Source organism: Vibrio sp. ES.051, assembly GCF_002563795.1.
Taxonomy (GTDB): Bacteria; Pseudomonadota; Gammaproteobacteria; order Enterobacterales; family Vibrionaceae; genus Vibrio.
The window spans coordinates 313,478-338,243 of sequence record NZ_PDJL01000005.1 but is presented as its reverse complement, the minus strand read 5'-3'; the positions used below and the strand labels follow the sequence as shown (position 1 = coordinate 338,243).

Below are 24,766 nucleotides of genomic sequence, written 5' to 3'. Positions count from 1 at the left end.
AAATAAGTCATTCAACATAACATCTAATCCTATAGGGGGAACTAAAGGTGAATATTCTCGGATACTTCCAGAAGGTGGGTAAGGCGCTTATGGTGCCGGTCGCCACACTTCCTGCAGCAGCAATACTCATGGGTATTGGCTACTGGATCGACCCAAATGGCTGGGGCGCGAACAGTGCACTTGCTGCATTTCTTATTAAAGCTGGTGCAGCAATTATTGACAATATGTCAGTATTGTTCGCTGTTGGTGTTGCTTACGGAATGTCTAAAGACAAAGATGGCGCCGCTGCACTTTCAGGCTTCGTGGGCTTCTTAGTTGTCACAACGCTTTTGGCCCCTGGTGCAGTAGCACAAATTCAAGGCATTGACCCAAGTGAAGTATCGGCTGCATTTGGTAAAATCAATAACCAGTTCGTAGGTATCTTGGTTGGTATTGTTTCTGCTGAATTGTACAACCGTTTTTCTCACGTAGAGCTGCACAAAGCACTGGCGTTTTTCTCTGGTAAGCGTCTTGTACCGATCCTAACTTCTTTTGCTGGTATCGTTATTGCGTTCATTTTAATGTACGTTTGGCCATCAGTTTACGGCGGTCTGGTAAGTTTTGGTGAAAGCATTCAAGGTATGGGTGAAGCAGGTGCAGGTGTTTACGCATTCTTCAACCGTCTTCTAATTCCTGTTGGTCTGCACCATGCACTAAACTCAGTGTTCTGGTTTGATGTTGCTGGTATTAATGATATTCCAAACTTCCTTGGCGGTGCGAAATCATTAGCTGAAGGCACGGCAACGGTAGGTGTTACGGGGATGTACCAAGCAGGCTTCTTCCCAATCATGATGTTTGGTTTACCGGGTGCTGCTCTAGCGATGTATCATACTGCGAAATCAAAGAATAAAGAGAAAGTGGCATCTATCATGATTGCGGCTGCGTTTGCTTCATTCTTTACCGGTGTAACAGAACCACTTGAATTTGCATTCATGTTCCTTGCTCCAGGACTGTACGTTCTTCACGCAGCATTGACTGGTGTATCAGTTTATATCGCGGCATCAATGCAGTGGATTGCAGGTTTCGGTTTCTCTGCTGGTTTAGTCGACTTAGTATTGTCAACTCGTAACCCGCTAGCAGTGAACTGGTACATGCTCATTGTACAAGGTCTTGGTTTCTTTGCGGTTTACTACTTCGTGTTCCGTACAGTGATTGTTAAGTTTGGTCTTAAAACACCAGGACGTGAAGATGATGAAGAAGCTTCATCTAATAACGTGGTTGGATCAAGCAGTTCTTCTGAGCTTGCTCGTCAATACTTGAAAGCACTTGGCGGTCATGACAACCTAAGTTCTATCGACGCCTGTATTACTCGTTTGCGCCTTTCTGTTAAAGATATGAGCGTTATCAATGAGAAAACTCTGAAAGATCTTGGAGCTATGGGAGTTGTGAAGCTTGGTACAAACAATCTACAAGTTATCCTTGGTCCATTAGCAGAGATTGTTGCTGGTGAGATGAAGAATGTATCAAAAGATGAAGACTTAAGTGGTGTCCAGCTACCAGCTTAACTGTTTAACAGTGGTGTGATTGTTTGTTATTAGTATTGCAGACACTTGATACTACAACATTGAAAAAGGCCTCCTCAGGAGGCCTTTTCTTGTTTTGGCACTTTGAATCTGCCGTGCTTTCGCATTAACTCGATAAATATTGTCGTTTTAGCGCGAGTTCTTGTTGTTTAATTGGTTAGAATTGTGGATCATTAGAAATAATGCGCTCTGCAAAGCCGTGATTGGATGTAGAGTTCCGTTTTCTCTGACAATACTATTATTTTGAGGTGCTATAGATGAGTGAAGCTGATGCTCGTCCATCAAACTTTATTCGCCAGATCATTGATAAAGATCTAGCGGATGGCAAACACACTAGCGTGCATACTCGATTTCCGCCGGAACCAAATGGTTATCTGCATATCGGTCATGCAAAGTCTATCTGTTTGAACTTCGGTATTGCTCAGGACTACCAGGGTCAATGTAATCTACGTTTTGACGATACGAACCCTGAAAAAGAAGACATCGAATACGTTGAGTCTATCAAGAAAGATGTAAACTGGTTGGGCTTTGAGTGGAGTGGTGAAGTATGTTACTCATCAAACTACTTCGATAAGCTTTACGAATATGCAATTGAATTGATTAACAAAGGCCTAGCGTACGTAGATGAGCTAAGTCCAGAGCAGATTCGTGAATACCGTGGTACGCTGAAAGCGCCAGGTAAACCTAGCCCGTACCGTGACCGTTCTGTTGAAGAAAACCTAGCGCTATTTGAAAAAATGCGTGCAGGTGGATTTGAAGAAGGCAAAGCATGTCTTCGTGCTAAGATCGACATGGGCTCTTCATTTATGGTGATGCGTGATCCTGTGCTTTACCGTGTGCGTTTTGCGACTCACCATCAAACAGGTGATAAGTGGTGCATTTATCCAATGTACGACTTTACGCATTGTATCTCTGATGCACTTGAAGGCATTACGCACTCTATTTGTACGCTAGAATTCATGGATAACCGTCGTCTTTATGATTGGGTGCTAGACAACATCACGATTGATTGCCGTCCACACCAGTATGAGTTTAGCCGTCTAAATCTTGAATACACAGTGATGTCCAAGCGTAAGCTTAACCAGCTAGTGACAGAAAAACTGGTAGATGGTTGGGATGACCCACGTATGCCGACGGTATCTGGCCTACGTCGTCGTGGTTTTACACCAGCTTCAATTCGCGAATTTTGTAAGCGCATTGGTGTAACAAAACAAGAGAATATGATTGAGTTCAGTTCTCTAGAATCTTGTATTCGTGATGACCTAAACGAAAATGCACCACGTGCCATGGCAGTATTGGATCCCGTTAAGGTTGTTATCGAAAACTTTAAAGAAGGCGTGGTAGAAACGCTGACGGTTGCTAATCACCCAAACAAACCTGAAATGGGTGTGCGTGAAGTGCCATTTACGCGTGAATTATGGATCGAGCGCGATGATTTCCGTGAAGAAGCAAACAAAAAGTACAAGCGTTTGGTTCTAGGTAAAGAAGTGCGTCTACGTGGAGCTTACGTGATTAAGGCAGAGCGCATTGAGAAAGACACAGAAGGTAATATTACGACTATCTTCTGTTCTTACGATATGGATACGCTAGGTAAGAACCCAGAAGACGGGCGTAAGGTAAAAGGTGTGATCCATTGGGTCTCGGCTGATAAGGCATTACCTGCTGAAATTCGTCTATATGATCGTTTATTTACCGTTCCAAACCCGGGCGCAGCAGAAGATTTTGCTTCTACAATCAACCCTGAATCTTTAGTTGTGATCAATGGTTTGGTCGAGCCTAGCCTAGCGTCTGCAGAAGCAGAGAAAGGCTATCAGTTTGAACGTACAGGTTACTTCTGTGTGGACTCGAAAGATTCTTCAGCAGATAATCTAGTATTCAACCGTACGGTTGGTCTACGTGATACATGGGCAAAGATAGAGAATCAATAATCTCATAAATGCTAATACTAATAAAAATGCCAGCTACTGCTGGCATTTTTATTATCGGAATCATATTTATAGATTGTAAGAAACAAAAAACGCCAGCAGTAGCTGACGTTCATTTTAAGTCTATAAGCAATTATTTTGCTGATTTGTGTGCATTTGGATTGTCTTTACAACCACCGTCACGACACTTACCGTACAAGTATAGGCTATGATTGGTTAACGTTACATTGTACTTAGCTGCAATCTCACGTTGACGTTCTTCAATTACTTCGTCAGAAAACTCAATAACTTCACCACAGTCTAGACAAACTAGGTGATCATGGTGATGTTGAGTCGATAATTCGAAGACTGACTTACCACCTTCAAAGTGGTGGCGAGTTACGATACCAGCATCATCGAATTGGTTGAGAACTCGATAAACAGTTGCTAGGCCAATTTCTTCACCTAGGTCAATCAACTTTTTGTACAAATCTTCAGCACTGATGTGCTGGCAGTCTGGCTGCTGAAGTACTTCTAGAATTTTTAGCCTTGGAAGGGTTACTTTTAAACCCGCATCCTTCAGCGCCTGATTATTATCTGACATATACTTTCCCGTTGGATCATCTGCAGCGATTTAACAGAATTTAATCTGATTACCATTATAGGATAAGCGCTGAGAACATTAAACCACGAACTTCAAAGGGTTAATAGATTCTTTTTGTAAATTGGAAACTCGTCGATTATATTACAGATCTGACCAGTTACAAATTTATAACATGAGCTTAGAGAGGGCACGGATCGTAATGAATAAGCGACTTGCAAAGGTATACAAACCAGGGATTGTAAAACTCTCGTTGAATATTTGGCCCCCATTCTGGGGAGCTGGAATTAAAATCTTACATATTTCTGACGACTTTCGAACAGTGAAGGTGCGTTTGAAGCTTCGCTGGTGGAATAAAAATGCCAATCGGACCCAATATGGTGGCAGTATTTTCTCCCTCACTGATCCAATTTATTCACTTATGTTGATGGGCATTTTACGCGAAGAATATTACGTGTGGGATAAACAGGCGAGCATCAATTTTATCAAGCCGGGGGTGAGTGATTTATTTGCAGATTTTGAAGTTACGGAAGGGATGCTGGAAGATATTTATCAAATAACACGCAATGGAGAAAAGTGCTTTCCGGAGTTTATTACTCATGTCAAAGATAAGCAGGGTAATGTCGTGTCTGAGGTTCAGCGCAAGCTCTATGTAAGAAAGAAACCGCAGTATCGTGAAGAGGAAGAACTCAGCAATGCTCTGTAATAAGTGCATACAAAAAGACCTCCAAGTGGAGGTCTTCAAAATGCTTACTCAGCCTTCAAGTTCTGCTAGGCACATTTCTTCGTAAATCTGTTTAACCCAGTTCTCTACACGTTCGTCCGTCAGTTCCGGTTGACGATCTTCGTCAATACATAGGCCTACGAATTGGCTCTCATCACCCTCAACAAGTGCTTTCGATGCTTCAAATTCATAGGTGTCAGTTGACGTATGGCCAAGGATTGTCCCACCTTTAGACTCAACGATGTCGCGTACTGTACCCATCGCATCACAGAAGTATTCTGCGTAGTCTTCTTGGTCGCCACAGCCAAAGATAGCCACTAGCTTAGTAGAGAAATCGATCTGCTCAAGCTCAGGGAAGAAGTCATCCCAATCACATTGTGCCTCGCCGTAGTACCAAGTTGGGATACCTAAAAGAAGAAGATCAAAGTTATCGATGTCCTCTTTGCTGCTTTTTGCGATGTCTTGAACGTGAACTAAGTGCTTACCTAGTTGCTTTTGAATCATCTTTGCAACGGCTTCAGTATTACCTGTGTCGCTACCGAAGAAGATACCTACACTTGCCATAGAGTCTATACCTTTACATTGTTTGTTATTGGCGATGGTACTGAGGGTTTAACCTAACCCTGAGCCTTCCCAAGTTAGCTGAATTACACCTTTTGCCACAAAACCAGCACAGCCTAGGAAAAGGACTAACCATACAATACGACGACCAAAAACAGGTACATTGCCTTGCTTTAGCACATCTTTTATCGCCATCCCGATGAAAAAGAAGATAGCAGCAAAAAGAAGATCGAGCCCAATAGACTCGAGCATATCCATATAGTCGTAAAGCATTTTAGCCCTTCATGCCGAAAATTCTTGGGCGAACTATACCACTGTTAAACGGTAAAGTTAATGCACTACAAGAAGGGTTATTTCAATAATCTATCGTTGCTTTCCGAATTTGTTAACTCGAAATGTATTTCCGTATCACTCTCATTACTTCAGCGGGTTTTTCTGCATGCAACCAGTGACCTGTGTTAGCGATAATATGTGCTTTCGCTTGCTTGAACTGCTTTTGTACCGCTGGTTGGTGCTCTGGCATTAAGTAATCGGAATCACCACCTTTGACAAACAGTGTTGGTATTTCTGTGGGAATGATTTCCTGCCAGCCAATAATTTCTGTGTAATTATTAAAAAGGTTTTGTACGTTGAACCGCCAGTCCATTTTATCGCCATTTTTGTAAAGAGATTTAGAAAGAAATTGCCTCACAGCATCAATGTCAATATGTTGAGCAAGAATATCCATCGCTTGTTGACGGTTGGCAGGACTGTCTTTGATAACGGCATGTAAACCGTTGAACACGTTGTCGTGGCGATTTGTCGTATAAGCGACCGGAGCCATGTCGAGTACGACCAACTGTTTGACGAGCTCTGGAGCAATCTCCACCAGTGTCATCGCGACCTTTCCACCCATTGAATGCCCAATAACAATAGATGGATCAACATTTAAGTATTGTAGGAGTTGCGCCACATCTTTTGCCATCTCATTGTAATTATGGGTATCAGAATGAAAAGAGAGGCCATGATTTCGTAGGTCGATACTGATCACTGAGTGATCTTTTATAAGGTCACGAGCTAGTAGGCCCAGATTACTTAAACTACCAAACAATCCGTGAATCAAAACAACTGTTTGGCCTTGGCCTTCCTGCTTATAATGGAGTAATGCTGACATTTTATCTTATTCGTGATGGGTTTAACGTGGAGTATCCGAGAGGATCTCGTTATAATCCCCCAGAGTTTAAACACTGAGAATGTGAAAAGCGAATGAAAACAATTGAGGTTGATGAGGATCTATACCGTTACATTGCTGGCCAGACTCAGCATATCGGTGAAAGTGCCTCGGATATTTTGCGACGCCTTTTAAACCTTGATGGTCAGTTGCAGGAAGCTGAAGCCGCTCCTGTAGTAGAAAAGCCACAAGGGATTGTAGTAAGTAAAGATGCGGGTAAAACAGAATTGGTTGATGTAGTGAAAGAAATGCGTTCGCTGCTAATTTCTGATGAGTTTGCCGCTCTAAATAAAGCGATTGATCGCTTTATTTTAGTACTATCGACCTTACATCAATTAAATCCAGAAGGGTTCGCTCAGGCTACGAATGTGAAGGGGCGCAAGCGCGTTTACTTTGCAAATAATGAAGAAACCTTATTGGCAAACGGTAATACGACCAAGCCAAAAGCCATTCCTGGCACGCCATTTTGGGTAATCACGAACAACAATACCAGTCGTAAAAGACAGATGGTTGAACAAGTGATGGCACACATGGGTTTCCAATCTGAGTTAATAGAAAAAGTAACAGGTTCAATCTAAGAAACCTGATAGAAGCCTCATAATGTACCGCAATTAGTGGATATTATGGGGCTTTTTTAATTTTACTATTTTTAGAAGAAAGGATGTCAAACATGGCTATACACCCTCGTGCTGGGCAAAAAGCGCAGCAGGAAGATCTTCACAATATTCCAGCATTAGTTGCCAATTATTTCTTGCTTCAACCTGATGCGATGAACCCAGAACATCAGGTTGAATTTGGTACATCGGGTCACCGTGGTACCGCAGATAAGCATACATTTAATGCAAACCACATTTTGGCTATTGCTCAAGCGGTTGCTGAAGTTCGTGCCCAGCGGGGAACGACAGGGCCACTGTTTGTCGGTAAAGATACTCACGCACTTTCTGAGCCTGCTTTTTCAAGCGTGATTGAAGTTTTGATTGCAAATGGCGTAAAAGTCATCGTTCAGAAGAATAATGGTTACACACCAACGCCAGGCATTTCTCATGCGATCCTGACGTATAACACCAAACATGTTGAAAGTGCAGATGGTATTGTGATCACACCTTCTCATAACCCACCACAAGACGGCGGTATCAAGTATAACCCAACTCATGGTGGTCCAGCGGAAGCTGAGCTGACACAAGCGATTGAAGATCGAGCCAATAAGTTAATTGCTGATGGTCTAAAAGAGGTCAAACGTCTTCCTCTAGCAGAGGCAAAAGCATCTGATTTGTTTGTTGAGATGGATTTAGTAAAACCATACATCGATGATCTAGTGAACGTTATCGATATGGAAGCGATTCAAAAGGCAAACCTGAAAATAGGTGTAGACCCACTGGGTGGAAGTGGTATCGACTATTGGCGTCAAATTGGTCAGGCATACAACTTAGATTTAACCCTAGTGAGCGAAGCTATTGACCCGTCTTTCCAATTCATGTCGTTAGATAAAGATGGTGTAGTGCGTATGGACTGTTCTTCTCCATACGCAATGGCAGGACTGCTCGCTCTGAAAGATGAATACGATTTGGCGTTTGGTAATGATCCTGACTACGATCGTCACGGTATTGTAACGCCAAAAGGTTTGATGAACCCGAACCACTTTCTAGCAGTATGTATCGATTATTTGTACCGTCATCGCGATGCGTGGAGCAAAGACGTTGCCGTTGGTAAAACACTGGTATCAAGTGCTCTTATTGATCGTGTAGTAACTGACCTAGGTCGTGAGCTTTGTGAAGTGCCTGTAGGCTTTAAATGGTTTGTTGATGGCCTTTACAACGGTAAGTTTGGCTTTGGTGGTGAAGAGAGTGCAGGCGCATCTTTTCTTCGTAAAGATGGTACGCCTTGGTCAACAGACAAAGACGGTATCCTGCTTTGTTTGCTTGCTGCTGAGATTACAGCAGTAACAGGTAAGAACCCTCAAGAGTACTACGAAGAGCTTGCCGCTAAGCACGGTGAGTCGAAGTACAATCGAATCCAAGCGGTAGCAAATGGTCCGCAAAAAGACGTGCTGAAGAAACTGTCGCCAGAAATGGTCTCTGCAGAAACATTAGCGGGTGATCCAATTACGGCTCGTCTAACACATGCGCCTGGTAACGGGGCTGCGATCGGTGGGTTAAAAGTCACCACTGAAAACGGTTGGTTTGCTGCGCGTCCATCGGGCACTGAAGATATTTACAAAATTTACTGCGAAAGCTTCAAAGGTGAAGAACACCTCAAACAAATTGAAGCGGAAGCGCAAGAAATTGTGAATCAAGTATTTGCCGAAGCAGGTCTGTAAGAAGCAATCAGATTGTAACTACATAAAGCAAAGGGTTGATGTCAAAGCATCAACCCTTTTACTTTTTAAGAGTACTAAGTAGCGTTATTCTCTGGCCATGAATCCGGCACTACAAACCAGAATTGACCGTCCTCTGTTTGTGCATGCACAAATCGGTTTAAGGGCTTTTCAATAGGGTGAGAGAAATCTTCTGTACCAATCGCCCAATAAGGTTTATGTAAGTGATACAGTGATTTGCCGATTAACTCCCACTGGCTTTGATAACACCAATAGCCATTAATCTGACTTGGATTTAGCTCAAAGCCTAAGCATTCTGTTGGCGTTGATTCAGCAGAAAAAGGGTTGATATAAAGGCGGCCTTGCATTAATAAACGCTTTTCAGGCGAAGTATCTAACGGAAGAATTTGTTGGAACTCAGGCCGTTCACTCATTTTCAATTGGTGGGTGAGCATTCTATCAAGCTTTTTATGCAGCTGATCGTGAGCATTTGGACCGTACCAGATCCCTTTATGTAGAAGATAAAATTTAATCGCGACTTCCCAGTGTTCTAATCGGTCGTCTTCTTTATTTTTTAACATCAAGTCTATCGCACCAATTGTTCTACCATTGGCGTCATTTAGCTGGATTTCTTCTGCGATAAGTTGATAGCGATTTGAGCTGACGAGAGCAGACGTACACAAATGTTGATATAGAAATCCCAACCTCGGATTGCCATGGTATTGTTCAGAGTTATCTAGAGGTGTAATAGATAAATGTTCTAAGGTTGCAAATGGAAGGCACAACTGAAAAAGTGGCGGCGAAGAAACGATCCATTGATAAAAGCGTTGCAGTTGATTCATCCATATTCCTTAACAGCGTTGAAGAGATGATAAGCCGTACTATTGTAACTAAATTTAGTTATGAGGACAGGGTGGCTAGCATCGCGATCAAGGTTCGAGATACACTTTGAGGTACGCGCTACAAATTGGAAGTGATAGATAATGAATAATTTAAAGCTAGAACAGGTTCTTACTGACAAACTGTCACCACAGTCAATTAAAGACTATGCCCCAAATGGATTACAGGTAGAAGGGACATCAGCCATAAAACGAGTTGTCACTGGCGTAACCGCGTCTCAAGCCTTGATTGATAAAGCCATTGAGATCAACGCCGATGCACTATTAGTCCATCACGGGTACTTCTGGAAAGGAGAACCTGAGCCAATTCGTGGTATGAAAGGCAAGCGAATACGTAGTTTGATCAAAAATGATATCAATCTATACAGCTATCACCTCCCACTAGATATTCATCCCGAATTGGGAAATAACGCAGAACTTGCGCGTTTGCTAGAAATTGACGTAGTAGGTGGTTTAGAAGCACATCCTCAGTCAGTCGCGATGTGGGGGCGTTTGAAAAAGCCGATGTATGGCATTGAATTTGCAAATAAAATAAATCAAGTGCTTAATAGAGAGCCTTTACATATTGCCCCTGAACATGTCGATAAAATCATTGAAACTGTCGGTTGGTGTACTGGCGGAGGGCAAGACTTCATTGAGCTGGCCGTACAACATGGATTAGATGCCTTTATTTCCGGTGAAATTTCTGAGCGCACAACCTATACCGCACGTGAGATGGGTATTCACTATTTTGCGGCGGGTCATCACGCAACAGAAAGATATGGTGTTAAGGCGCTCGGTGAGTGGTTGGCGGCTGAGTACGGGATAGACGTAGTGTTTATTGATATTGATAATCCGGTTTAATACCGCGCAGCGTCGAAGTCGAGGGCTTACATTGATTAAAACAACAAAAAGGGTTGAGATGCCTATCTCAACCCTTTTTGTTTATCATCTATCATTCAAACTGAATGATTATTCGCGCTCGTGAAGTGGTGAAAATTCACGCTGCGTTTCACCAGTGTAAAGCTGACGAGGACGACCGATACGGTTCAGTGGATCGCTGTGCATTTCGTTCCAGTGAGCAATCCAACCGATGGTACGAGAAATCGCAAAGATTACTGTAAACATCGACACAGGAATACCGATAGCTTTCAGGATGATACCAGAATAGAAGTCTACGTTTGGATATAGTTTCTTCGACACAAAGTATTCGTCTGATAGTGCAATGCGCTCTAGTTCCATTGCCACATCAAGCAATGGATCGCTGATGTTTAATTCTTTAAGAACTTCGTGACACGTTTCGCGCATTACTGTTGCACGCGGGTCGTAATTTTTGTAAACACGATGACCAAAGCCCATCAAGCGGAATGGGTCATCTTTGTCTTTTGCTCGAGCGACATATTCAGGGATGTTATCGACGCTGCCAATTTCTTCTAGCATTCTCAAACAGGCTTCGTTTGCACCGCCGTGAGCAGGGCCCCAAAGTGAGGCTATACCCGCGGCAATACAAGCGAATGGATTAGCACCAGATGAACCAGCCAAGCGTACGGTTGAAGTCGATGCGTTTTGCTCGTGATCCGCATGTAGCGTGAAAATTTTATCCATCGCACGTGCAACAACAGGGTTAACTTCGTACTCTTCACATGGATTGGAGAACATCATGTGCAAGTAGTTTTCCGCATAGCTTAGATCGTTGCGAGGGTAGATAAATGGTTGGCCAATCGAATATTTGTAACACATTGCCGCCAAGGTCGGCATTTTCGATAGCAAACGGTAGGCCGCTATATCTCGGTGTTTATTGTTGTTAACGTCAAGTGAGTCATGGTAGAAAGCTGCCAGAGCACCGACGACACCACACATTACAGCCATGGGATGAGCGTCGCGTCGGAAGCCATGGAAGAAGCTTGCGATTTGCTCATGAACCATAGTGTGACGAGTTACGGTCGTTTTAAATTTTTCGTATTGTTCTCGGGTAGGGGCTTCACCGTAAAGAAGGATGTAGCACACTTCTAAATAATCGGCGTTATTGGCTAATTGATCAATCGGGAAACCGCGATGCAAAAGAATACCGTTGTCGCCATCAATGTAAGTGATTGATGATTCACAAGATGCAGTGGCAAGAAAACCGGGGTCAAAAGTAAAGTAACCATTGGCTCCCAGCTTACGAACATCAATTACAGGTGTACCGAGCGTACCGTCCATAATTGGCAGTTCGATTGGCGCTTGACCTTCAACATGAAGGGTCGCTTTCTTATCCGCCATAACAATCTCCTTTGTTTATTATTTAATCCGTCCAGGATGTTTATGTGCCATTTTTGTACTGGTGTTAAGGCTTAAAGTCAATTCTTCTCCATCTTTGTGTGCACTTATTATGATTTTTCTCATGAAAATCGTTAAAAATCTGTTCTATGTAGCATAATTTGTTACATCAATTGTATTAGAATGTTGCTCGCCGTATATTGGCTTAGAAAATTTTAGTTAAATCCTTATAAGTTCGGGGCTAGAAACAAAGAGTGAGGTTTGTCGCTGGACTCCGTAGGTTAACAAATAGTTTACAATCATCGTGGTGCTTATCTGTGATTGTTGTTAATCAGATGTTAACTTTTGTACGTTTGGAAGCTGAAATTGGTTATAACAATAAATGCTCAATGGAGCTGAGTGAGCAAGCCCGTGAAAGAAAGAAAGTCAAGACCTGTTAATTTAGATTTACAGACCATCCACTTTCCTATCACAGCAATCGCATCGATCCTACACCGTGTGTCTGGGGTAATTACGTTTGTTGCGGTGGGTATACTACTTTGGTTACTGTCCATTTCTCTGTCATCCCCAATGGGTTTTATGGAAGCCGCAGACATCGTCGATAGCTTCTTCGTAAAATTCATCTTATGGGGAATCCTGACTGCACTTGCCTACCATATTGCTGGCGGTATCCGCCATCTGTTGATGGATCTAGGTCATTTTGAAGAGCTCGATTCTGGCATGATGAGCGCGAAAGTCGCGTTTGGTGCAACTGCAGTATTATCACTATTGGCGGGGATCTTGGTATGGTAAAACACGTATCTTCATTTGGTCGTAATGGTGTTCATGATTACCTATTGATTCGTGCAACAGCCATCATTATGACGCTATACACGATTTATCTGATCAGCTTTTGCGCGTTTTCAGATATCTCTTACGCATCTTGGACCCAATTCTTTGGTGGTACCTTCACTAAAGTATTCACCATGTTGGCCCTTGTTTCGATACTGATTCATGCGTGGATTGGTTTGTGGCAAGTATTAACTGACTACATTAAGTGCTCTATGCTTCGCGGTGCGCTTCAACTTGGTGTTATTGCCGTATTATTCGGCTATGTCTTCTCTGGTCTATTTATTCTGTGGGGTGCGTAAGTGTCTATTCCAGTTCGTGAGTTTGATGCCGTGGTAATCGGCGCTGGTGGTGCAGGTATGCGTGCTGCACTACAAATTTCAGAACAAGGCTTGTCATGTGCTTTGTTATCTAAAGTCTTCCCAACTCGTTCTCATACTGTTTCCGCGCAGGGCGGTATTACTGTTGCCTTAGGTAACTCGCACAAGGACGATTGGCAGTGGCATATGTATGATACGGTGAAAGGTTCCGATTACATCGGCGACCAAAATGCAATCGAATACATGTGTAAGAATGGCCCCGAGTCGGTTATCGAGCTGGAGAAAATGGGTCTCCCATTCTCTCGTTTTGATAATGGCTCAATTTATCAACGTCCATTTGGTGGCCAGTCGAAAGAGTTTGGTGGTGAGCAAGCTGCACGTACAGCGGCAGCAGCAGACCGTACTGGTCACGCACTTCTTCACACGCTTTATCAACAAAATGTGAAACACAAAACCACCATCTTCTCGGAATGGTATGCACTAGACTTGGTGAAAAATCAAGACGGCGCGGTGATGGGTTGTACAGCGATTTGTATGGAAACAGGTGAAATCTGTTACTTCAAATCAAAAGCAACGATTCTAGCAACGGGTGGTGCAGGTCGCATTTACGCGTCGACCACAAACGCACATATCAACACAGGTGACGGTGTAGGTATGGCACTGCGTGCAGGCGTACCAATGCAAGACATGGAAATGTGGCAGTTCCACCCAACGGGTATCGCTGGTGCAGGTGTTCTTGTAACAGAGGGTTGTCGTGGTGAAGGTGGTTACCTTCTAAACAAAGATGGCGAACGCTTCATGGAGCGCTATGCTCCTAACGCGAAAGACCTTGCTGGTCGTGACGTGGTTGCACGTTCAATGATGATTGAAATTCGTGAAGGCCGTGGTTGTGATGGTCCTTGGGGGCCACACATCAAGTTGAAATTGGATCACCTTGGTAAAGAAGTGCTTGAGTCACGCCTGCCTGGTATCTGTGAGCTGTCTCGTACCTTTGCGCACGTTGATCCAGTGAAAGAGCCAATTCCAGTAATTCCAACTTGTCACTACATGATGGGTGGTGTGCCTACGCAAGTATCTGGCCAAGCAATCAAGCAAAAGGCTGACGGTAGCGAGATGGAAGTGCAAGGTCTATACGCATGTGGTGAGATTGCTTCTGTATCGGTTCACGGTGCAAACCGTCTAGGCGGTAACTCATTACTAGACTTGGTCGTATTTGGTCGAGCAACAGGCCTACATCTTGGTGAAACGTTAGCAGCACAAGCGGAAGCGCGTCCTGCGACGGAGTCTGACATCGAAGCTTCTCTTGCACGAACTATGCGTTGGGAGAACAGCACCGGTGGTGAAGACCCAGTTCAAATCCGTAAAGACCTACAAGCATGCATGCAAAACAGTTTCTCGGTATTCCGTGAAGGCGATGCAATGGCAACAGGTCTAGAAGAGCTGAAAGTGATTCGTGAACGTCTGAAAGATGCACACTTAGCGGATAAGTCTTCTGAGTTCAATACACAGCGTATTGAGTGTCTCGAACTAGACAATTTGATGGAAACTGCGCTCTCTACTGCTGTCGCGGCTAACTATCGTACAGAAAGTCGTGGAGCACATGCTCGTTTCGATTTCCCTGATCGTGATGATGAGAACTGGCTATGCCACTCAATCTACAATCCGGAAACAGAGGCGATGACGAAGCGTGATGTCAACATGATGCCAACTCTGCGTGACGCTTTCCCGCCGAAAATACGTACATACTAAGGGAGGATACGACTATGAAATTGAACTTCTCTTTGTACCGTTACAATCCGGACGTAGATACTAAGCCTTACATGAAGGACTACACACTTGAAGTAGACGAAGGCTCGGATATGATGGTTCTTGATGCGTTAATTTTGCTGAAAGAGCAAGATCCTAGTATTGCATTCCGTCGCTCATGCCGTGAAGGGGTATGTGGTTCTGATGGTTTGAACATGAATGGTAAAAACGGTCTAGCATGCATTACCCCTCTGTCTGCGCTTCAAGGTGACACGATAATCATTCGCCCATTGCCAGGTTTACCAGTAGTGCGCGACCTTATCGTTGATATGACGCAATTCTATGATAACTATGCGAAAGTGAAGCCATTCTTGATTGATGATGGTGCATTACCGCCATCACGAGAGAACCTGCAATCGCCAGATGAGCGTGCCCACTTAGATGGATTGTATGAATGTATCATGTGTGCATGTTGTACAACGGCTTGTCCGTCGTTCTGGTGGAACCCTGATAAATTTATCGGTCCTGCTGGTCTACTTGCGGCTTATCGCTGGTTAATTGATAGCCGTGATACAGCAACAGATGAACGTTTATCTGATCTTGATGATGCATTTAGCGTTTTTCGTTGCCATGGCATCATGAATTGTGTAAGTGTTTGTCCTAAGGGACTAAATCCGACGAAAGCCATCGGTCACATTAAGTCGATGTTGGTCAATCGTTCGGTTTAATTTACTCGCGCTTACGAAAGTTGCAGTGTTGTGGTGTACGCGATGTACCCACTGCGCTGCATCAACACTATTCGAGTAAAAGAATACAAAAATTGCTGACTATTTCTGGTTGGCTCTTAATAGCTCGGCAAAGACCGAAGCAAACGTGAAAACTACTGGTTAAGGGAAAATATGCACAACGGCGTGATGAAGGCATGGCTCGAGTCTTCACACTTGGCTGGCGCCAATGCAATGTATGTAGAGGACCTCTACGAACTGTATCTCAGTGACCCCGATCTGGTAAGTGAGGAGTGGAAACGTGTGTTTGAAGGCTTACCTAAGCCATCAGAAGAAGTGGTTGAACAACCACATTCACGTGTCCGTGACTACTTCCGACGACTCGCTAGAGAAACAACGCATTACAATGTCCAAGTTAGTGACCCTGATGTCGATGCAAAACAAGTAAAAGTTCTACAGCTAATTAACGCATACCGTTTCCGCGGTCACGAAGCTGCAGAACTAGACCCTCTAGGTCTATGGCAACGCCCATCCGTGGCGGAGCTAGCCCCTGCTTTTCATAGCCTCACCGAAGATGACTTTGAAGAAACTTTCAACGTAGGTTCGTTTGCCATTGGGCAAGAAACGATGAAGTTGAAAGATATTTATGAAGCTCTCAAGAAAACATACTGCGGCTCAATCGGTGCTGAATACATGCACATGACCGACACAGAACAAAAACGTTGGATCCAACAACGTCTTGAGTCTGTTGTAGGCCAGCCATCATTCAATAAAGATGAGAAACGCACGTTTTTGGAAGAGTTGACCGCAGCAGAAGGCCTAGAGCGTTATCTAGGGGCGAAGTTCCCTGGTGCAAAACGTTTCTCGTTAGAAGGTGGCGATGCCATGATTCCAATGACGAAAGAATTGATTCGTCATGCGGGAACAAGTGGAATGCGTGAAGTGGTTATCGGTATGGCTCACCGTGGTCGTTTGAACATGCTAGTGAACGTATTGGGCAAGAAACCACAAGACCTATTTGATGAGTTTGCAGGTAAGCACGACGAAACCTGGGGCACGGGTGACGTAAAATATCACCAAGGCTTCTCTGCCGACTTTGCTACACCGGGCGGAGATGTTCACTTAGCACTTGCATTCAACCCATCGCACTTAGAAATTGTAAACCCTGTGGTTATGGGGTCGGTACGTGCTCGTCAGGACCGTCTTGGAGATAGTCAAGGCAGCAAAGTGCTGCCAATTACCATACATGGTGACTCTGCTATCATTGGTCAGGGTGTGGTTGCGGAAACGTTCAATATGTCACTTGCTCGTGGTTTCCAAGTGGGTGGTACCGTTCGTATCGTTATTAACAACCAAGTTGGTTTTACAACTTCAAACCCACGTGATACTCGTTCGACAATGTACTGTACTGACATTGCAAAGATGGTACAGGCGCCGATTTTCCACGTTAATGCAGATGATCCAGAAGCGGTTGCTTTTGTGACTCGTATTGCGTTGGATTACCGCAACGAGTTTAAGCGTGACGTTGTGATTGACTTGGTGTGTTACCGCCGCCATGGTCATAACGAGGCCGATGAGCCAAACGCGACTCAGCCGTTGATGTACCAAAAAATCAAGAAGCACCCAACACCACGCAAGCTTTATGCTGACGTTCTAATTGATAAAAGCGAATCAGATATCGAGACGGCTACTCAACTCGTTAATGAATATCGTGATGCACTTGATCGCGGTGAAGTTGTGGTTAAAGAATGGCGTCCTATGGCATTGCACTCTGTCGATTGGTCCCCTTACTTAGGGCACGAATGGGATATGAAGTGGAAGTCGAAATACGACAAGTCGCGCCTTGTAGAGCTAGGTAATCGCTTATGTCAGTACCCAGAAAGTCATAAGTTACAAAGTCGTGTAAACAAGCTGTACAACGATCGTCTAGCAATGATGACCGGTGAAAAAGCGATCGACTGGGGGATGGCTGAAACACTGGCATACGCCACATTGGTTGATGATGGTAAGCGCATTCGCTTGTCTGGTCAGGACTCAGGTCGTGGTACTTTCTTCCACCGTCACTCGGTTCTTCACAACCAAACAGATGCCAGTACTTACGTTCCATTATCGAATATTCACGACAAGCAGGGGCCTTTCCAAGTATTTGACTCTGTACTTTCAGAAGAGGCGGTTCTTGCATTTGAATACGGTTACGCGACTGCTGAGCCTGGTGGTTTAACAATCTGGGAAGCGCAGTTTGGTGACTTTGCCAACGGCGCGCAGGTTGTGATTGATCAATTCATCTCGTCAGGTGAGCAGAAATGGGCACGTTTGTGTGGTTTAACGATGTTACTACCTCACGGTTATGAAGGCCAGGGACCTGAGCACTCATCAGCGCGTTTAGAGCGTTACCTTCAGTTGTGTGCTGAGCAAAACATGCAAGTTGTGGTTCCTTCAACACCTGCGCAGGTGTATCACATGATTCGTCGTCAAGTAGTACGCCCAATGCGTCGTCCGCTGATAGTGATGTCACCAAAATCGTTGCTGCGTCACCCTCAATGCACTTCGACGATAGAAGATTTAGCGGAAGGGACCTTCCAATCTGCAATTCCAGAAGTAGATGACTTAGACCCAAGCAAGGTGAAACGCGTGGTGTTTTGTGCGGGTAAGGTTTACTTCGACCTCATTGAGCAGCGCCGTAACAATGAGCAAGACGATGTTGCAATTGTACGGATTGAGCAGTTGTACCCATTCCCGATGAAAGAAGTACAAGCTGCCATTGTTCAATACACCAACGTTGAAGACTTTGTTTGGTGTCAGGAAGAGCCTCAGAACCAAGGTGCTTGGTACTGTAGTCAACATAACTTCCGTGCCGCTATTCCTGCAGGTGCAGATCTTAAATACGCAGGTCGCCCAGCTTCTGCTTCGCCAGCAGTGGGCTACATGTCGGTGCACTTGAAACAACAAAAAGCGTTGGTTGAAGACGCTCTGAATGTGAACTCAAAAACTTCGAATTAAGAACTAGAAGTTAAAGGAAGAAACAGATATGACAATTGAAATTCTGGTTCCAGATTTACCTGAATCAGTTGCTGATGCAACCGTAGCGACGTGGCACAAACAACCAGGTGACGCAGTAGAGCGTGACGAGGTTTTGGTTGATATCGAAACAGATAAAGTTGTGCTAGAAGTGCCAGCTCCGGAAGCTGGCGTTTTAGAAGCTATCGTGGAGGCCGAAGGTGCCACGGTACTTTCAAAACAAGTGCTTGCGAAGTTAAAGCCAGGAGCTGTTGCGGGTGAGCCTACTGCGGATAAGACTGAGGGCACTGAAGCTTCGCCAGATAAGCGTCATAAAGCCGCGCTTAGCGAAGAAAGCAATGATGCACTAAGTCCAGCTGTACGTCGTCTGTTAGCTGAGCATGGCCTAGACGCAAGCCAAGTAAAAGGTACTGGTGTTGGTGGTCGTATTACGCGTGAAGATATCGAAGCGCATCTAGCAAGCCCGAAAGCAGCGCCGAAAAAAGATGAAGTTCCGGCGGCGGTTGATGTACCTGTGGCGGCTCGTAGCCAGAAGCGTGTACCAATGACTCGTTTACGTAAGACAGTAGCTAACCGTCTACTAGAAGCGAAGAACAACACAGCCATGCTAACGACGTTTAACGAAGTAAACATGAAACCAATCATGGATCTTCGTAAGCAATACAAAGACCAATTCGAAGAGCGTCATGGCATCCGTTTAGGGTTTATGTCTTTCTACGTAAAAGCCGTAACAGAAGCACTGAAGCGCTACCCAGAAGTGAATGCTTCTATTGACGGTGATGACATTGTTTACCATAACTACTTCGATATCAGCATGGCGGTTTCTACGCCACGTGGACTAGTCACTCCAGTTTTAAAAGACTGTGACAAGCTGGGTTTCGCGGATGTTGAAAAAGGCATTAAAGAACTGGCTATCAAAGGTCGTGATGGCAAGCTAACGGTCGAACAACTCATGGGCGGTAACTTCACGGTCACTAATGGTGGTGTGTTCGGCTCGCTAATGTCTACACCTATCATCAACCCACCTCAAGCCGCGATTCTTGGTATGCACAAAATTCAAGATCGTCCAATGGCAGTGGATGGCAAAGTGGAAATTTTACCAATGATGTATCTAGCGCTATCTTACGACCACCGTCTAATCGATGGTCGAGAGTCTGTTGGTTTCCTAGTCACCATTAAAGAGCTGCTAGAAGATCCAGCGCGTCTGCTATTAGACGTTTAATATCGCTAAAACGTCTAGTTATCGTAGGTAGCTAGACGCTTAAAATTTCAATGGCTAGACTAGCTCAACGTCTGGCCTTCATTTGAATCCCACACCATGAGTACTCGTGATGGGGGATTGATTTGAGAAGACCCTACAGACGTACAAGCAGCCAAGACTGCAGCGTTATGGAAATAATAAATCCCTCAAGGGAAAAACAAACGGAATATCGAAATGAATTTGCATGAATACCAAGCCAAACAGCTGTTTGCAGAATTCGGTTTGCCTGTGCCAGAAGGCTACGCGTGTGATACACCACAACAAGCTTTTGAAGCTGCAGGCCGTATAACGACAGAAAAGAAAGTAGCTAAATGTCAGGTTCACGCTGGTGGCCGTGGTAAAGCGGGCGGTGTAGAGCTGCACGACACGAAAGAAGGCGTTAAAGAGTTTGCTCAAAAGTGGCTAGGCAAAAACCTTGTGACTTACCAAACTGACGCTAATGGTCAGCCAGTAACTAAAATCCTTGTTGAAGAAGCTTCAAACATTGCTAATGAGCTCTACTTAGGTGCGGTTGTTGACCGCGCGAGTCGTAAAATCGTGTTCATGGCTTCAACTGAAGGTGGTGTGGAAATTGAAAAAGTTGCGGAAGAAACGCCGGAACTTATCCACAAAGCAGCAATCGATCCACTAGTAGGCCCACAAGCTTATCAAGGCCGCGAACTCGCGTTTAAACTTGGTCTTGCAGGCGACCAAATAAAACAGTTCGTTAAGATCTTTATGGGTCTTGGTACGATGTTCTCTCAGTACGACCTTGCATTACTCGAGATCAATCCGCTGGTGATTACTGGCGAAGGCAACCTGCTATGTCTGGACGGTAAGATCAACATCGACTCAAATGCGCTTTACCGTCAGCCTAAGCTTCGTGAAATGCACGATTCCTCACAGGAAGATGAGCGTGAAGCCCACGCCGCTCAGTGGGAGCTGAACTACGTAGCACTAGACGGTAACGTTGGTTGTATGGTCAACGGCGCTGGCTTAGCAATGGGTACGATGGATATCGTAAACCTACATGGCGGCAAGCCTGCTAACTTCCTAGACGTTGGTGGCGGCGCAACCAAAGAACGTGTTGCTGAAGCATTCAAAATCATCCTATCGGATGACAACGTAAAAGCAGTTCTTGTTAACATTTTCGGTGGTATCGTACGCTGTGACATGATCGCTGAAGGTATAATCGGTGCGGTTAAAGAAGTCGGCGTAACACTTCCTGTTGTTGTTCGTTTAGAGGGTACTAACGCAGACCTAGGTCGTGAAGTGCTTGCTAATTCTGATGTTGATATCATTGCTGCTGAGTCGCTAACAGATGCTGCTCAGAAAGTTGTTGCTGCTGCGGAGGCGAAATAATGTCTGTATTAATTAACAAAGACACTAAAGTAATCTGTCAGGGGTTCACTGGTGGTCAAGGTACCTTTCACTCAGAACAAGCTATCGCATACGGCACTCAGATGGTTGGTGGTGTTTCTCCTGGTAAAGGTGGTCAAACTCATCTAGGTCTGCCAGTATTCAACACTGTGCGTGAAGCAGTAGAAGAGACTGGTGCAACGGCGACCGTCATCTATGTACCTGCTCCTTTCTGTAAAGATGCTATCTTAGAAGCGATCGATGCAGGTATCGAGCTTATTGTAACCATCACGGAAGGGATTCCTACAACAGATATGATCGACGTGAAAGTGAAGCTAGAAGAAACTGGCGTTCGCATGATCGGTCCTAACTGTCCTGGGGTCATTACTCCTGATGAGTGTAAGATTGGTATCATGCCTGGTCATATCCACAAGAAAGGCAAAGTTGGTATCGTATCTCGCAGCGGTACACTTACTTATGAAGCCGTTAAGCAGACTACTGATGAAGGCTTCGGTCAGTCTACTTGTGTTGGTATCGGTGGTGACCCAATCCCAGGTTCAAACTTCATTGATATTCTAAAACTGTTCCAAGAAGACCCTGAAACTGAAGCGATCGTTATGATCGGTGAAATCGGTGGTACCGCGGAAGAAGAAGCAGCCGCGTTCATCAAAGAGAATGTAACTAAGCCAGTGGTTTCCTACATTGCTGGTGTTACTGCTCCTCCAGGTAAACGTATGGGTCACGCTGGTGCAATTATTTCTGGCGGCAAAGGCACAGCGGAAGACAAATTCGCTGCACTCGAAGCGGCGGGCGTTAAGACGGTTAAATCTCTAGCAGAGATCGGCCAAGGTCTACGTGAAGTAACAGGCTGGTAATCACCGACTCGAAGCTTAAAACAAAAAAGCCTAGCAACAGTTGCTAGGCTTTTTTGTATCAAGGTGTTTTTTACGATTTTTGGCGAATTAATTGGCTAAGCATAAACAGGGATGTTGCACTGATTACCACTGATGGGCCAGCCGGCGTATCGAAGTGCCATGATAGGCTAAGCCCCGTCAGTACTGCCACAGAACCAATAATCGATGCGAACAGCGCCATCTGCTCGGGTGATGAAGAGAGCTTACGTGCAGTAGCAGCAGGGATGATCAACAAAGATGTCATGATAAGTGCGCCGACAAACTTCATTCCCACAGCGATAACGACACCGACCATGAGCATTAATATCAAGCGAACCAAATCCGTGTTGACACCTTCTATGGCTGCGAGCTCCTCACTTACCGTGCTTGATAAGAGCGGTCGCCAAAAAATATACAAACATGCACTTACGGCCACTACACCAGCGTAGATAAATATTAAGTCTTGAGGTGATACTGCCAATAAGTCGCCAAATAAGTAACTCATTAAATCAATACGGACATTGTCTAAGAAACTGACGGATACTAAGCCAACAGAAAGGGCACTATGGGCGAGGATACCGAGTAGGGTATCTGTTGCCACGAGTTGTTGTTTTTGAAGCGTCACCAATAAAACCGCTAATACTAAACAGCAAACAAGTAAAGCCAAATAAAGGTTGACGTTGAGTAGGAAACCGAGAGCAAGCCCCATTAAAGAAGCATGCGCTAATGTGTCACCAAAATAGGCCATCTTACGCCACACGACAAACGAGCCCAATGGGCCAGCAATGATCGCGATGCCGATACCAGCAAGAATCGAAGGTAAAAGAAATTCAATCATGGTGGTGATGTCCGTGTTTATGATTGGAGCATGATGTCGCATCGCCAGTTACTGGCGTTCCGGATAAATCATGATGGTGATGTTCGTGATCGTGATGATAAAACGCGAGTGATTCTCTCGCAGCATTGCCAAATAATGCAATGTAAGAAGGGTGCTGAGTAATGGTTGCGGGGGAGCCTGAGCAGCAAACATGATGATGTAAACAGATCACATCATCTGTTTTAGCCATCACTAAATGTAAGTCGTGCGATACCATAAACACTCCGCAGTCAAAGCGGTGGCGGATGCTTTCAATTAAATCATACAGGTCGATTTGGCCTTGGATATCGACGCCTTGCGCGGGTTCATCCAAAACCAAAAGTTCTGGCCGTTGAAGCAAAGCTCGTGCAAGCAACACGCGTTGGTTTTCACCACCAGAGAGACGATGCATATTGTTACCCAACAAATGTTCGGCACCAACCAATCTCAGCGCATCAATACATTCTTGTTTACTGTATTTACCCGCTAAATTTAGAAAGCGAGTAACGCTTAATGGTAGAGAGTCATTGAGTTTCAACTTCTGTGGGACATAACCAATTTTTAGCTTTCTTTTCTTGTTTAGTGTTCCACTCGTCGGTTTTTGGAGACCTAGAATAACTTTGACTAGCGTGGATTTCCCCGCTCCATTGGGGCCGATCAGGGTTGTTATTTTCCCCTTTTCTAATTCCATACTAATATTATCGAGAACTCTGCGGCCATCGAACTCGACGCATAAATGCTTAAGATGGACTAATGAAGGCATGAATGAAACTCATTTGCAAAATGATAATGTTATAATGTAACATTATTGCACTTTCCACACTATATCCCAAGTCATACTATGAAAAGAGCAATAATTCTTGCTGCTACTGTAATGTTAACTCTACCAGTGCAAGCAGTAACTGTACTTACCAGTATCAAACCGATTCAGTCGCTGGTGATGGAGCTTACTCAAGGAGTCACATCGCCCGATGTATTATTACAATCTAATACGTCACCACATGACTACGCATTGCGCCCATCAGATGTAAAAAAAATCGCAGCCGCTGACCTAATCATCTGGTTTGGGTATGATCTAGAACCCTTTCTCGAAAAAGTTGTGGTTGATCGAGAAAATATTTTAACAATTAGCCAAATTCCAGAGCTTGAACTGCGTGAATTTGAGAGTGGGCATAAGGATGATCACGATAGTCACGATCATGGATCTCATGATCCACACTTTTGGCTAGGGATTAACCAAGCTAAGCAAGTTGCGCGTGCTGTGACGAATAAACTGATGGCGAGCGATCCAACAAATGCGGATCAGTACCAAGAAAACCTTGCTAAGTTTGAGACACAGATCAATAAGACCGATAACAAGATAAAACAACAATTATCACCAGTGAAAAACAGAGGTTACTTTGTCTTTCACGACGCTTACGGCTACTTTGAAGAGCGCTACCAATTAAATCAACTTGGCCACTTTACGGTAAGCCCAGATCGTAAGCCCGGGGCGAAAACGCTAATTCAAATTCGTCAAAAGTTAAACTCTGGGCAGGTTGCTTGTGTGTTTTCTGAGCCTCAATTCACGCCAGCAGTTGTAGATAGCGTTATGCGTGGCAGTAACGTGGCAAAAGGTGAGCTTGATCCATTAGGCAGCACAATAGAAGTAAAACCCGGCAGTTACTTCACTTTTCTCAACAATATGGCAAACAGCTTTGAGCAGTGCTTGAGTCAAAGCAGGATTAAGTAACTTTCTTGGTAGGAGTTATCGTTTTAACGTGATCCA

At 44.5% G+C, this 24,766-nt stretch carries 23 protein-coding genes; 15 read left to right on the top strand and 8 right to left on the bottom strand.

Features of this window, described 5'->3' with window-relative positions; genetic code table 11:
- Nucleotides 1-47 precede the first annotated feature (47 nt).
- Nucleotides 48-1,544: an N-acetylglucosamine-specific PTS transporter subunit IIBC gene (gene nagE, locus ATG66_RS15660; protein ID WP_098416197.1), complete on the top strand. Its 1,497-nt coding sequence runs from the start codon at nucleotides 48-50 to the stop codon at nucleotides 1,542-1,544.
- A gap of 275 nt (nucleotides 1,545-1,819) precedes the next feature.
- Nucleotides 1,820-3,490, top strand: coding sequence for a glutamine--tRNA ligase (gene glnS, locus ATG66_RS15655; protein WP_098416196.1), 1,671 nt, complete (start codon nucleotides 1,820-1,822; stop codon nucleotides 3,488-3,490).
- A gap of 130 nt (nucleotides 3,491-3,620) precedes the next feature.
- Here the strand turns inward: glnS and fcrX are convergent, their stop codons facing one another.
- Complete coding sequence (gene fcrX / locus ATG66_RS15650) at nucleotides 3,621-4,070, bottom strand: ferric iron uptake transcriptional regulator FcrX (protein WP_098416195.1); 450 nt, start codon at nucleotides 4,068-4,070, stop codon at nucleotides 3,621-3,623.
- Nucleotides 4,071-4,269: 199 nt separating this feature from the next.
- Here fcrX and ATG66_RS15645 point away from each other — a divergent pair, with 199 nt between their 5' ends.
- Entirely contained in the window at nucleotides 4,270-4,773 is a 504-nt protein-coding gene (locus ATG66_RS15645; protein WP_098416194.1) for a DUF4442 domain-containing protein, read from the top strand.
- Between the two features lie 48 nt (nucleotides 4,774-4,821).
- Here the strand turns inward: ATG66_RS15645 and fldA are convergent, their stop codons facing one another.
- The 3 genes from fldA to ATG66_RS15630 all read right to left on the bottom strand — a co-directional run bounded on the left by fldA (nucleotide 4,822) and on the right by ATG66_RS15630 (nucleotide 6,505).
- Nucleotides 4,822-5,355: a flavodoxin FldA gene (gene fldA, locus ATG66_RS15640; RefSeq protein WP_098416193.1), complete on the bottom strand. Its 534-nt coding sequence runs from the start codon at nucleotides 5,353-5,355 to the stop codon at nucleotides 4,822-4,824.
- A 48-nt stretch (nucleotides 5,356-5,403) separates the two neighbouring features.
- On the bottom strand, nucleotides 5,404-5,625 hold the full coding sequence (locus ATG66_RS15635; RefSeq protein WP_098416192.1) for a DUF2788 domain-containing protein: 222 nt from the start codon (nucleotides 5,623-5,625) through the stop codon (nucleotides 5,404-5,406).
- A 112-nt stretch (nucleotides 5,626-5,737) separates the two neighbouring features.
- Nucleotides 5,738-6,505: an alpha/beta fold hydrolase gene (locus ATG66_RS15630; protein ID WP_098416191.1), complete on the bottom strand. Its 768-nt coding sequence runs from the start codon at nucleotides 6,503-6,505 to the stop codon at nucleotides 5,738-5,740.
- A gap of 92 nt (nucleotides 6,506-6,597) precedes the next feature.
- On the opposite strand from ATG66_RS15630, the gene seqA reads away from it, so the two are divergent.
- Nucleotides 6,598-7,140, top strand: a complete 543-nt coding sequence (seqA, locus tag ATG66_RS15625) for a replication initiation negative regulator SeqA (protein WP_098416190.1) — start codon at nucleotides 6,598-6,600, stop codon at nucleotides 7,138-7,140.
- Nucleotides 7,141-7,232: 92 nt separating this feature from the next.
- The gene (gene pgm / locus ATG66_RS15620) at nucleotides 7,233-8,879 is read left to right on the top strand and encodes a phosphoglucomutase (alpha-D-glucose-1,6-bisphosphate-dependent) (RefSeq protein ID WP_098416189.1); all 1,647 of its coding nucleotides are present in this window, start codon (nucleotides 7,233-7,235) and stop codon (nucleotides 8,877-8,879) included.
- Between the two features lie 74 nt (nucleotides 8,880-8,953).
- On the opposite strand, the gene ATG66_RS15615 is transcribed toward pgm, so the two are convergent.
- Nucleotides 8,954-9,718: a DUF1853 family protein gene (locus ATG66_RS15615; RefSeq protein WP_098416188.1), complete on the bottom strand. Its 765-nt coding sequence runs from the start codon at nucleotides 9,716-9,718 to the stop codon at nucleotides 8,954-8,956.
- Nucleotides 9,719-9,859: 141 nt separating this feature from the next.
- Between ATG66_RS15615 and ATG66_RS15610 the strand changes: the two genes are divergently transcribed.
- Entirely contained in the window at nucleotides 9,860-10,618 is a 759-nt protein-coding gene (locus tag ATG66_RS15610; RefSeq protein WP_098416187.1) for a Nif3-like dinuclear metal center hexameric protein, read from the top strand.
- Between the two features lie 108 nt (nucleotides 10,619-10,726).
- On the opposite strand, the gene ATG66_RS15605 is transcribed toward ATG66_RS15610, so the two are convergent.
- Entirely contained in the window at nucleotides 10,727-12,016 is a 1,290-nt protein-coding gene (locus ATG66_RS15605; RefSeq protein ID WP_098416186.1) for a citrate synthase, read from the bottom strand.
- Nucleotides 12,017-12,412: 396 nt separating this feature from the next.
- Here ATG66_RS15605 and sdhC point away from each other — a divergent pair, with 396 nt between their 5' ends.
- The 8 genes from sdhC (at nucleotide 12,413) to sucD (ending at nucleotide 22,124) form a co-directional block, all read left to right on the top strand.
- On the top strand, nucleotides 12,413-12,805 hold the full coding sequence (gene sdhC, locus ATG66_RS15600; protein WP_098416185.1) for a succinate dehydrogenase cytochrome b556 subunit: 393 nt from the start codon (nucleotides 12,413-12,415) through the stop codon (nucleotides 12,803-12,805).
- Complete coding sequence (gene sdhD / locus ATG66_RS15595; RefSeq protein WP_098416184.1) at nucleotides 12,799-13,143, top strand: succinate dehydrogenase, hydrophobic membrane anchor protein; 345 nt, start codon at nucleotides 12,799-12,801, stop codon at nucleotides 13,141-13,143. The genes sdhC and sdhD overlap by 7 nt, the downstream gene beginning before the upstream one ends.
- Nucleotides 13,144-14,910, top strand: a complete 1,767-nt coding sequence (sdhA, locus tag ATG66_RS15590) for a succinate dehydrogenase flavoprotein subunit (protein WP_098416183.1) — start codon at nucleotides 13,144-13,146, stop codon at nucleotides 14,908-14,910. It abuts the gene before it with no gap.
- A 14-nt stretch (nucleotides 14,911-14,924) separates the two neighbouring features.
- Nucleotides 14,925-15,635, top strand: coding sequence for a succinate dehydrogenase iron-sulfur subunit (locus ATG66_RS15585; protein ID WP_098416182.1), 711 nt, complete (start codon nucleotides 14,925-14,927; stop codon nucleotides 15,633-15,635).
- 171 nt (nucleotides 15,636-15,806) lie between these two features.
- Nucleotides 15,807-18,632 (top strand): 2-oxoglutarate dehydrogenase E1 component, encoded by a 2,826-nt coding sequence (sucA, locus tag ATG66_RS15580; protein ID WP_098416181.1) that lies wholly within the window; start codon nucleotides 15,807-15,809, stop codon nucleotides 18,630-18,632.
- Between the two features lie 28 nt (nucleotides 18,633-18,660).
- Entirely contained in the window at nucleotides 18,661-19,872 is a 1,212-nt protein-coding gene (odhB, locus tag ATG66_RS15575) for a 2-oxoglutarate dehydrogenase complex dihydrolipoyllysine-residue succinyltransferase (protein ID WP_098416180.1), read from the top strand.
- Nucleotides 19,873-20,085: 213 nt separating this feature from the next.
- Nucleotides 20,086-21,252, top strand: coding sequence for an ADP-forming succinate--CoA ligase subunit beta (gene sucC, locus ATG66_RS15570; RefSeq protein ID WP_098416179.1), 1,167 nt, complete (start codon nucleotides 20,086-20,088; stop codon nucleotides 21,250-21,252).
- Nucleotides 21,252-22,124 carry a succinate--CoA ligase subunit alpha gene (gene sucD / locus ATG66_RS15565; RefSeq protein ID WP_098416178.1) on the top strand — a complete coding sequence of 291 codons (873 nt, stop codon included), beginning with the start codon at nucleotides 21,252-21,254 and terminating at the stop codon, nucleotides 22,122-22,124. The genes sucC and sucD overlap by 1 nt, the downstream gene beginning before the upstream one ends.
- 70 nt (nucleotides 22,125-22,194) lie before the next feature.
- On the opposite strand, the gene znuB is transcribed toward sucD, so the two are convergent.
- Nucleotides 22,195-22,980: a zinc ABC transporter permease subunit ZnuB gene (gene znuB, locus ATG66_RS15560; RefSeq protein ID WP_098416177.1), complete on the bottom strand. Its 786-nt coding sequence runs from the start codon at nucleotides 22,978-22,980 to the stop codon at nucleotides 22,195-22,197.
- Nucleotides 22,973-23,761 carry a zinc ABC transporter ATP-binding protein ZnuC gene (znuC, locus tag ATG66_RS15555; protein ID WP_098416176.1) on the bottom strand — a complete coding sequence of 263 codons (789 nt, stop codon included), beginning with the start codon at nucleotides 23,759-23,761 and terminating at the stop codon, nucleotides 22,973-22,975. The genes znuB and znuC overlap by 8 nt, the downstream gene beginning before the upstream one ends.
- A gap of 78 nt (nucleotides 23,762-23,839) precedes the next feature.
- Between znuC and znuA the strand changes: the two genes are divergently transcribed.
- Nucleotides 23,840-24,730, top strand: a complete 891-nt coding sequence (znuA, locus tag ATG66_RS15550; protein ID WP_098416175.1) for a zinc ABC transporter substrate-binding protein ZnuA — start codon at nucleotides 23,840-23,842, stop codon at nucleotides 24,728-24,730.
- Nucleotides 24,731-24,766: the final 36 nt, after the last annotated feature.

What these genes read in the sequence shown, in the direction of transcription:
- glnS (WP_098416196.1), top strand. Translation starts at nt 1,820, where the DNA reads ATGAGTGAAGCTGATGCTCGTCCATCAAACTTTATTCGCCAGATCATT.
- fcrX (WP_098416195.1), bottom strand. Translation starts at nt 4,070, where the DNA reads ATGTCAGATAATAATCAGGCGCTGAAGGATGCGGGTTTAAAAGTAACC.
- ATG66_RS15645 (WP_098416194.1), top strand. Translation starts at nt 4,270, where the DNA reads ATGAATAAGCGACTTGCAAAGGTATACAAACCAGGGATTGTAAAACTC.
- fldA (WP_098416193.1), bottom strand. Translation starts at nt 5,355, where the DNA reads ATGGCAAGTGTAGGTATCTTCTTCGGTAGCGACACAGGTAATACTGAA.
- ATG66_RS15635 (WP_098416192.1), bottom strand. Translation starts at nt 5,625, where the DNA reads ATGCTTTACGACTATATGGATATGCTCGAGTCTATTGGGCTCGATCTT.
- ATG66_RS15630 (WP_098416191.1), bottom strand. Translation starts at nt 6,505, where the DNA reads ATGTCAGCATTACTCCATTATAAGCAGGAAGGCCAAGGCCAAACAGTT.
- seqA (WP_098416190.1), top strand. Translation starts at nt 6,598, where the DNA reads ATGAAAACAATTGAGGTTGATGAGGATCTATACCGTTACATTGCTGGC.
- pgm (WP_098416189.1), top strand. Translation starts at nt 7,233, where the DNA reads ATGGCTATACACCCTCGTGCTGGGCAAAAAGCGCAGCAGGAAGATCTT.
- ATG66_RS15615 (WP_098416188.1), bottom strand. Translation starts at nt 9,718, where the DNA reads ATGAATCAACTGCAACGCTTTTATCAATGGATCGTTTCTTCGCCGCCA.
- ATG66_RS15610 (WP_098416187.1), top strand. Translation starts at nt 9,860, where the DNA reads ATGAATAATTTAAAGCTAGAACAGGTTCTTACTGACAAACTGTCACCA.
- ATG66_RS15605 (WP_098416186.1), bottom strand. Translation starts at nt 12,016, where the DNA reads ATGGCGGATAAGAAAGCGACCCTTCATGTTGAAGGTCAAGCGCCAATC.
- sdhD (WP_098416184.1), top strand. Translation starts at nt 12,799, where the DNA reads ATGGTAAAACACGTATCTTCATTTGGTCGTAATGGTGTTCATGATTAC.
- ATG66_RS15585 (WP_098416182.1), top strand. Translation starts at nt 14,925, where the DNA reads ATGAAATTGAACTTCTCTTTGTACCGTTACAATCCGGACGTAGATACT.
- sucA (WP_098416181.1), top strand. Translation starts at nt 15,807, where the DNA reads ATGCACAACGGCGTGATGAAGGCATGGCTCGAGTCTTCACACTTGGCT.
- odhB (WP_098416180.1), top strand. Translation starts at nt 18,661, where the DNA reads ATGACAATTGAAATTCTGGTTCCAGATTTACCTGAATCAGTTGCTGAT.
- sucC (WP_098416179.1), top strand. Translation starts at nt 20,086, where the DNA reads ATGAATTTGCATGAATACCAAGCCAAACAGCTGTTTGCAGAATTCGGT.
- sucD (WP_098416178.1), top strand. Translation starts at nt 21,252, where the DNA reads ATGTCTGTATTAATTAACAAAGACACTAAAGTAATCTGTCAGGGGTTC.
- znuB (WP_098416177.1), bottom strand. Translation starts at nt 22,980, where the DNA reads ATGATTGAATTTCTTTTACCTTCGATTCTTGCTGGTATCGGCATCGCG.
- znuC (WP_098416176.1), bottom strand. Translation starts at nt 23,761, where the DNA reads ATGCCTTCATTAGTCCATCTTAAGCATTTATGCGTCGAGTTCGATGGC.
- znuA (WP_098416175.1), top strand. Translation starts at nt 23,840, where the DNA reads ATGAAAAGAGCAATAATTCTTGCTGCTACTGTAATGTTAACTCTACCA.